General features: G+C 55.1%; 6 protein-coding genes. 3 read left to right on the top strand and 3 right to left on the bottom strand.

Translation table 11 applies throughout. The features are described 5' to 3' along the window. Positions 1-172: 172 nt before the first annotated feature. The 3 genes from ENN40_04505 to ENN40_04495 form a co-directional block, all read right to left on the bottom strand. Positions 173-799 carry a protein-L-isoaspartate(D-aspartate) O-methyltransferase gene (locus ENN40_04505; protein HDP94607.1) on the bottom strand — a complete coding sequence of 209 codons (627 nt, stop codon included), beginning with the start codon at positions 797-799 and terminating at the stop codon, positions 173-175. Positions 800-870: 71 nt separating this feature from the next. Continuing rightward, positions 871-2,667: a DUF3857 domain-containing protein gene (locus ENN40_04500; protein ID HDP94606.1), complete on the bottom strand. Its 1,797-nt coding sequence runs from the start codon at positions 2,665-2,667 to the stop codon at positions 871-873. Next, positions 2,664-4,706, bottom strand: coding sequence for a DUF3857 domain-containing protein (locus ENN40_04495; GenBank protein HDP94605.1), 2,043 nt, complete (start codon positions 4,704-4,706; stop codon positions 2,664-2,666). Before ENN40_04495 ends, ENN40_04500 begins: the two co-directional genes overlap by 4 nt. A gap of 59 nt (positions 4,707-4,765) precedes the next feature. On the opposite strand from ENN40_04495, the gene ENN40_04490 reads away from it, so the two are divergent. From ENN40_04490 to ENN40_04480, 3 genes are all read left to right on the top strand, one after another. Continuing rightward, entirely contained in the window at positions 4,766-5,053 is a 288-nt protein-coding gene (locus ENN40_04490) for a hypothetical protein (GenBank protein ID HDP94604.1), read from the top strand. Continuing rightward, entirely contained in the window at positions 5,050-7,812 is a 2,763-nt protein-coding gene (locus ENN40_04485) for a PAS domain-containing protein (protein HDP94603.1), read from the top strand. The genes ENN40_04490 and ENN40_04485 overlap by 4 nt, the downstream gene beginning before the upstream one ends. Next, positions 7,727-8,338, top strand: a 612-nt coding sequence (locus ENN40_04480; GenBank protein ID HDP94602.1) for a sigma-54-dependent Fis family transcriptional regulator, incomplete at its 3' end; no start/stop codon positions are given. The genes ENN40_04485 and ENN40_04480, both read left to right, overlap by 86 nt.

Below are 8,338 nucleotides of genomic sequence, written 5' to 3'. Positions count from 1 at the left end.
GTCCTGCCTCAGCCCATGGGGCCCCGGAACCTGCCGTTTGCGTTCGCTTATGCTTTATGCCCTGCGGGTATGTATGCCCTCTGGGCACTCTTCCTCACAACTGCTTACTGATTCCCAATATATGTTTACCCACACGAAACGTAATAGAACCCAACTTTCCAACTTTTCAACTTTACAAACACGGCACAAACGCCACCCCAATCAATTCTTCTTGAGTCATCTGCCCCGACCGCTTGCGAATGCGGATAATCTGTTGATACCCCACTCCCACGGGCGCAACCAGGATACCGGGGTCACCCAATTGTTCCGTCCAGGCCGGAGGAATGGCCGCTGGAGCCGCGGTAGCCAGGAGGCGGTCAAACGGAGCCTCTTCCGGCCAACCATCGCGACCGTCGCCTTCACGGAAGTGAATGTTTTCATATCCCATTCCGTCAACCAGCAGTTCGTGGGCGCGCCGGGCCAGGCTCGAGATGCGCTCCAGGGTGAACACTTCCATACACAGCTCCGCCAGAACCGCGCTCTGGTAACCGGAGCCGGTACCAATTTCCAGGACCCGCTCGTTTCCGCTCAGTTGCAGAATTTCGGTCATGTAGGCCACGATATAGGGTTGAGATATGGTCTGGCCGCTGCCGATGGATAAGGGCCCGTCACGAAAGGCTTGAGAACGGTCCTGTTCCGCCACAAAGCGTTCACGGGGAACCCGAATCATGGCTTCCAGCACCCGGGAGTCGCTGATTCCCCGGGAACGGATCTGTTGCTCCACCATGCGCGCGCGCAGCTCCTGCTCGTTTTCTTGCATGGCTTAATTGTACAACGGGTGGTTTCAGAGTGCCAGTTCCCCGGGGCGAAATCGCCCCGGGGAACCGACGGTTATCGGGTGAAAGGAAGAGCCAACGTAAACCAGGGTGTTGCCGCCAGTGCTTGCGCCGCCAGCTCGCGGAAAGCAACGTATTGCGGGGGTTCGACGCGAGCGGGAGCCCTGAACTCCCAGGTGAAAAGGGATTTGCCGTTTTTCAGTTCTTGATAAGAGCGGATGAAAGCAGCTGCTCCGCTCTGCATGTTTATATCTTTTGCAAGCGGGTCCAAAACCATGTCTTTGCCCGGTACCACAGCGATGCACGCGCGCACGTTCAAGGAGTGATCCAACACCAGGGGCGACATACGCCGGTCGGCCGCGATCATCATCGGCTGAATGGAACTGATTTTTGGCCGTTTGAAAGCCAACACGGATGGAGACAGGCGTTCCAGTTTAACCGACTCTACGCCGAAACGAACGCGCAGGCTGCGGGGGGTTATTTCACGCACAGTACCATCACCCAGTTTCTCAAACGCAAGCATGCGTTTCAGGAAGGCTTCAGCCGTTTTGACCGCATTGTCCATGACCTTTTCGTAATCAACCCAGGCCCCGCTCAAATGGAGTTCAATCCAGCCGTCAATGTCTTCTGGGTCATTGAACCGCAACTCTCCAGACACGTCCAGCCGATTCTCCACCGGTCCCGGGTCAAAGATGCGCCCAAACCGGTCTTCATCAACGTGGTAAGCAGCCCTCCCCTCTAATTTTTCCGGAAACAATCCCCTGGTTTCGCCCGATGGGTCCAGATACCAGGTTTTGGCCTCATCTTCACGAACCGCCACCAGGAAACCTTGCGCCTGCGGCAGCACCGGCCCCGATACGTCCAGCCATCCCCTGCGGGAATAGACCAGGATTTGCGCAGGCAAGCCCGCGGCTTTCAGGGCCGCGTTCAGCAGACGCGTCTTTTCCAGAGCGGTTGCGCTGTGCAGGTTCCAGACATCCTGCAGAGAACGATAACGCCATCCGGACAAGGTCAGGGGAACATGACACAGATCCACCGCCCGATCCACCATGTGAGCGATTTTTACCGCTTTGTCCACCACCGTGTTGCTTTCGCGAGCAGTCTCTCTCAGGCTTTCCTGCAACTCTTCGGGAAGCGTCTCCGCGGTATTCAATGGTTGCATGATCGCTTTCCATGGTTGACGCGTGCCCAAAAGCAATACCGGCACCTGGTCCGGCGGCATGAAAGATTCCGCGCAGGCCGGGGACAGGTTTTCCCGCACCCAGGTCCAGGTGGTTTTGCCACCCTCTGTCACGACCTGGGGTGGGAATTCAAACGGGGTCGCGTATATCAGTTCCTGTCCGGAATCGGCTTTGACGCGGATCACCAGCCGATCCAGGGGCAGCGTCGCTGCCAGGGCTTCGCTTGCCGCGAAACCGGGCTGGAAATCCGCCCGGGTGATCAGGCGGTAAGAAAAATCAACCACGGCCCCTCTTTCCAGGCCCGTGTGGGTCACAACCATCTCACGCAGGTGGGAGAATCCGCTATGTTCGTGCGCCATACGCGGTAGCACGAGATTGGTGGCGTTATCGGGTATCGGAACCCGGGTACCATCCACCATGGTGGTAACGGAGTGGACATCCTCGAGTTTCTGGAAATCCGGGTTGAACAGGATAAAAGTTTCACCCATGCGCCGAATGGCGGTATAGGAATTGTACTGCATGCGCTGGCTCACATCCTGAATCCAGGAGCCGTCGGAATTCAGGGTGTAAGTGACTTCGCGCAGCAGGTATCTGCCGTCAAATTCAGGCTCAGCCGCCACCAGCAGCGAGGCCAGGGCCATAATCAAAAAACAGATTGTCGCTCGTTTCACTGCTTGCCTCCATTCCGGAACACCAGTACACCGTGTTCAGGGTCACTGAAGTGACGCACGCTATCGCGGAAACCGGGCCATTCTGCGGCCTCGTAGATGCGCTTTTTCAATTTGATTTCACGATACAGGCTGATCCGCTTTCCTTTCTGCGTGATTCGGCCCTGAAAATCCGCCCCACTGCTGTTTACGTTCCGCCATTGCGGAGCGTTCTCCAAACTCATGGATCGAGGCAGGGTGATGGTTTCCTTTACGCGTACCAGCTGGGAACAACGGGTGCGGAACGCGAACTTGCGGGTGTTCATTTGGGTGCGCATGCGGCTGAATGTCAACAGGTTGTCCAGCGGCAACTGAAAGGACAGCGGTTTCAGCAGGCCGGCCGCTCTCCCCTGTTGAAACGCGGCGGGAACCTGCATGCGGAAAGAGATAGACATGGGCTTGGAAAGATCTTCGGGATCGTGCATAAAGAGGCGGGACACCTTGGCTCCGGGAATGCCGCGACACAAAACCGCGCGCTGCATATCGGCGCGGCGGTGCAGGGGACCGAACCCCAGGGAGCGCCTGACCCCCGAATCACTCTGACCTTCGGCTTCAATGCGCACGTCCGCCGTCAGGCTTCCGTCCGCTTCCACCCGGGAATCGATGGTGTAGTACAGATAGTGATTTTCCGCCGGACTGATCGGGGTGGACATGAGGTCCGCCCCTTCGGGAATCCCCATCAGATACTCCTGCTGCTGTTCCGCCGAAGACCAAAGTTCCCGCACACCCGGCACCCAGGTTGGATCCAACAGGTGGTATTCTCCATCCACCTTGACCACGGTCACACTGTGGTTGAACTGGTCGGCGGGAATGCGGTCGATCCTGGATCCCGCCATGGTCATGGCCGGATATGAAATGAAACCAGCCGCCCGCAGCATGGTTACCAGCATACCGGCTTTGTCTTTGCATACTCCGCAACGGTCACGGAATGTCATGGTTCCCGGATGCAGGGTAAACCCTTCACCCTCGCCCATGGAGATGCCCGAATAACGGATCTCCTCGGCCACCCAGTGGGTCAGGCGGGAGATCTTTTCCCAGGGGTCGTTGGTGCCGGCAACGATTTCATCGACTTTGGCCTTGATCTCATCGTTGAATTCAAAGGAGCCGAAATCTTCGTTGACGCGGTGAAACCACAGGGACTTGGCCGTCCAATCGGGTGATGTGGACAAGAGCAACTTGGGCGCCACATCAGAGGGGCTCACCTGGTTCGGTTCCGGTTTAAACGCCGCGATATCGGGTTTTTCCCAAAAATAGCGTACACGGTCATCCTCAACACGCGCGAAGTGCCGCGCCTCGCCGTTGTAGAACTCGTACTGCAGTTCCTTGTCGCGGGGAATGGTGACTTCGTAGCGTTTCATTTTAACGGGGCGCCTGGAGTAAAAAGGCACGATATCGTAAAAATGGCCTTTCATGGGCGGGATGTAGCGACTGTCGTCTCCGGCCTCATCCTGCTGCAGCAAGGCGTAGGTGTATCCTTTGCGGTAGAATCGCACCGCCAACCCGTCTCCCACACCAAGGCGCCCCACGGGAAGCATCTTTTCCCGCGCTCCCCAGTAGATAGCCCTGGCCGGAGCCGGGTAGTCGGTAACAGTGGAAAGGTTTAACTCTTCGACTTTCCCGTTTTTGCGGATGATTTTGGCGGAACGGATCTCCACATAAGCCGACTGGGGGTCATAACCGAAGGTGAGCACTTTCATTTCCGAAGCCCCTTGGGGTTTAAGAATTTTAAACAAAGTCTGTTGGCGCACGTGGCTCAATCCCGAATCCATGACCTCGACCCGGGTTTGATCCAGGACCACCAGAACGGACGCTCCGGGGTATTCATCACCTTCGCCGGCCTCGCGGATCAGGCGCACACAATCGGGTTCGTCGGCAGGCTCGCCGGCGACCAGATTCAGGCAAAGGGTTAGCGCGATCATGCCGATGGTAAACACTCTGAGCATGTTTTCCTCCCTTGTTTGGCTGTGGTTGTGATAAACCATTAATACGTGGAAACCCGTCAATGGTTTTGCGCCCGGTCCCGGCCTTCAATTTCGCCTTGCAGCCTGCTATAATGCAGGGCATGAACAGAAGCGTCCCCGTGATCGTCTTGTTGACGGTACTGTGTTTACCTGCGGGGCTGCAAAACCAGGGTCACTCTCAGGAATTCACCCTGGCGCACGCTCGTCCCCAGAGCATGTCACTGGATACGGACCAGGTGATCGACCCGTCCAGCGTGGACGAAGATGATTTCTTTTACGACCCGGAGATCATTTCCCGCAAACTGTTTCAGAAAACACTGCCGGCTCTTTCGGGCCGGCAGAAAATTCTGTGGTCGTTCCGCATGGCGGACAGTGACCTTTTCCAATGATCCGCAAGTACCCTTGGCATTTTGTTTACCTGATTTTTGTCATCGTCTGCCTTTCCAATATTTTCCAGAAACTCAAATGGTCTACGCCCACGGACATGGTCCACTGGCAGGAAACCGATAAAGGACTGCAATGCACCGCCGCCGCGGATGCCTCCCCCATCCGTTCGGGAGACATATTGCTCACGGTCAACAAGTACCTGATCCAGAACCGCAGCGACCTGTATCGCGTGATCGAGCACCGCCACTATTGCCGCTACGAAATCGAGCGTGAAGGACTGATCAAAATCGTGGGAATCGATATCATGCGGCGTTATACTCCCATCACCTATTACATCCTGGTGTTCTCCGCCATTATCTTTATCCTGTTGACCCTGAACCTCTTGAACGCCCGACTGGTTCAACCAAAAGAACTGGCGGCCCATCCCAGTTTTTTCCTGGTGAGCCTCTCCTTTGCCGGATACCTGATATTTTCGCCAACCGGGGCCTACCACATGCTGGACTTTGTGTTCCTCTCCCTGGACCGCTTGAGTTTGTTGCTATTCCCCGCTTTCCTGCTGCATTTCACCTTGATTCACCCGCACAAAGCCTGGGTGTACCGGCGCGTCGGCAAGCGCACCCTGTTGGTGATCTACACCGTGCCCGCGGCCATCCTCTTCTTTTACCTTTTTTTTCTGATTCCCAATCTTTTCAACCCCCATACGGGGGTATTGTCCGGAATCATCAGCTATTTTCACAACATTATGCAGGCATATATGATGCTGTTTCTGGTGATATCGCTGGGACTGCTGACCCGATCCAGCCTGATCCTGGCGCTGCGCCGCCGCCAGCCCCGCTTCCTGGTCGCGCTGGTATTGACCGCGATCGGGCTGATGCCGCTGATCCTGTCCCCCTTCCTTAAATCCCTTCACGAAGGTTCCTCCTCCCTGCCCACGGTCATCCTGCTCTTTTTAACCGTGGCCACTCCGGTGGGCCTGATCATCAACCTCAGCCAGCGCCGATTCACCGACATCCAGGCCATTATCCGCAAAACCCTTTCCATCTCTTCGATATTTCTGTTTATTTTCGGGGTTTTCTTTTTCCTGGGCATCAACATCGAGCAGAACCGCCTGATGGGTGTCTTCTGGTCCGTTACCGCCATTCTTACCGCCGGTTACCTGTTCAAACCCATCGAGTCAACGGTTCAGGAATACTTTGAACGCATTTTTCTGAAACGCTCATTCAACTTCAAACGCCGGCTGCGTTATCTTATCCAGTCATTGCAGGGAGAACGAAACCTTTCGCAATTGTCGACAAACTTCCTGGACACCATCAACAGCGGGTTTTCCCTCAACCATTCCGCCATGTTGATCCACTCGCGCAAAAACCTGTTTTATTCCCTGCCGGGCAAAACCAAGCTGGTCCTTTCCAAGGCCTTTCGCGAAGAGTTGTTCCGCAGCGACCACCTGGTAATCCCCTCAGAAACGGATTATTCCAGCCGCTTTCCCAAGGAATCTAAAACCCTGAAAACCATGGGATATTACCAGTTTCTGCCCTTGAAAACAGCGGACAAACTCACCGGCGTGGTGGCTTTCAGCCTGAAAAAAGACGGCACCTATCTCTCAATCGAAGACTGGGAACTGCTGTTCAACATCTCCTCTTCTCTTTCCCTCTCCGTGGAAAACGCCTTTCTCTATTCAGAGTTGCAAACCCAGTTGGAAGAGATCAACTGGCTGAAAGAATTCAATGAGACCATTATTGAAAATTTGAGTTTCGGTATCGTGGTGCTTTCGCGCCTGAACATCATCATGAGCTGGAACCAGTTCATGGAAGAAAAATTCGCCATCCCACGGCGCCAGGCGGTCAATCGCAAGGCCTTCCGGGTACTGGGCAACGCCTTCTGGAAAGAGATCCTGCCGCGAAAGTCCCATGAGGTATCCACGTTCCAGATTCGAATCCCGCTCCTGGGCGAGCAAAAGATTTTTGATATCCGGGTTTCCCCGCTACAAGACAACAGCGGCAAGATCACCGGAACCATCCTGCTCTTTGAAGATGTCACCGAAAAAGTCCTGATGATGAAACAGTTGATCACCACGGAAAAAATGGCCTCCCTGGGAATGCTGTCAGCGGGAATCGCCCACGAAGTCAACACTCCCTTGACGGGGATTTCTTCCTATTGTCAGTTTATCCTGGATAATCCCGAAAATCCCGAAAACCGGGATTTTCTCTCCCGCATCCAGGAGCAGGTTCACCGGGCCAACAAAATCATCCGCACCCTGTTGGACTTCTCCCGGCAGAAAGGCGAGGCGCCCGAAGAAGTCAACCTTGAGAAAGTCATCCTGGAGAGCCTCTCCCTGATGGAACACAAGCTGAAACGCAAAAAGATCCACGTGGAAAAGAAGTTAGTGATTACCCAACGGGTAACCGGGTTCATCACCCGCTTGCAGCAGCTCTTCATCAACCTGTTGATCAATGCCGCGGACGCCATTGATCATGATCACGGCGTCATCCGGCTGGAAGGCAGCGACGACGCCGAAAAGGTCATGATTACGATAAGCGACAACGGCGGCGGCATCCGCCAGGTGGATATTGCCCACATCTTCGACCCCTTCTTTACCACCAAGGGACCTGGAGAAGGTACCGGGCTCGGTCTCTCCATCGCCTTCAACATCGTGCGGGAACACTACGGCGAAATCGATGTCCAGAGCCGGGAAGGCAAGGGCACAACGTTTTCGATCGCGCTTCCCCTCATCACCCCCTTACGGAGCATACGTTATGATTGAAAAAACCATTCACCTGATCGACGACGAAAGCATTATCCACGATATTTTCCGCCGTATTTTCAAAGACAGCGAATACAAGCTGATCATCTCGGAAAACATGAGCCAGGCCCTGGCCAACCACCATTCCGGAGTGGACGTGGTGATCATGGACCTGATGATCCCGGGCACCTCCGGGATTGAGATATTCAAGCAACTGGTGCGGGTGGACCCCGCCATCCGGGTGATCTTTCTGACCGCTTTCGGCACCATTGAATCCGCTATTGAAGCCATTAAACTGGGCGCCGTGGACTACCTGCAAAAACCCTTCAACAACCTCGAGCTTCAACACCGCATTGACCGCGTAATCAAGGAACGCAAGGTGAACCAGGAGAATATCCACCTCAAAAAAACCCTGAATCAACGTTTCTCTTTCGGAAACATTATCGGCAACAGCCACGCTTTGAAACAGACCCTCAACCTGGTTGAGAACGTGGCCGCCACCAACTCCACCATCCTGATCACCGGTGAAAGCGGGACCGGCAAAGAG

Source organism: Candidatus Aminicenantes bacterium (assembly GCA_011049425.1).
GTDB lineage: Bacteria > Acidobacteriota > Aminicenantia > UBA2199 > UBA2199 > UBA876.
Note: the sequence above shows the minus strand (reverse complement) of the source record. Positions and strands in the feature narration are given on the sequence as shown.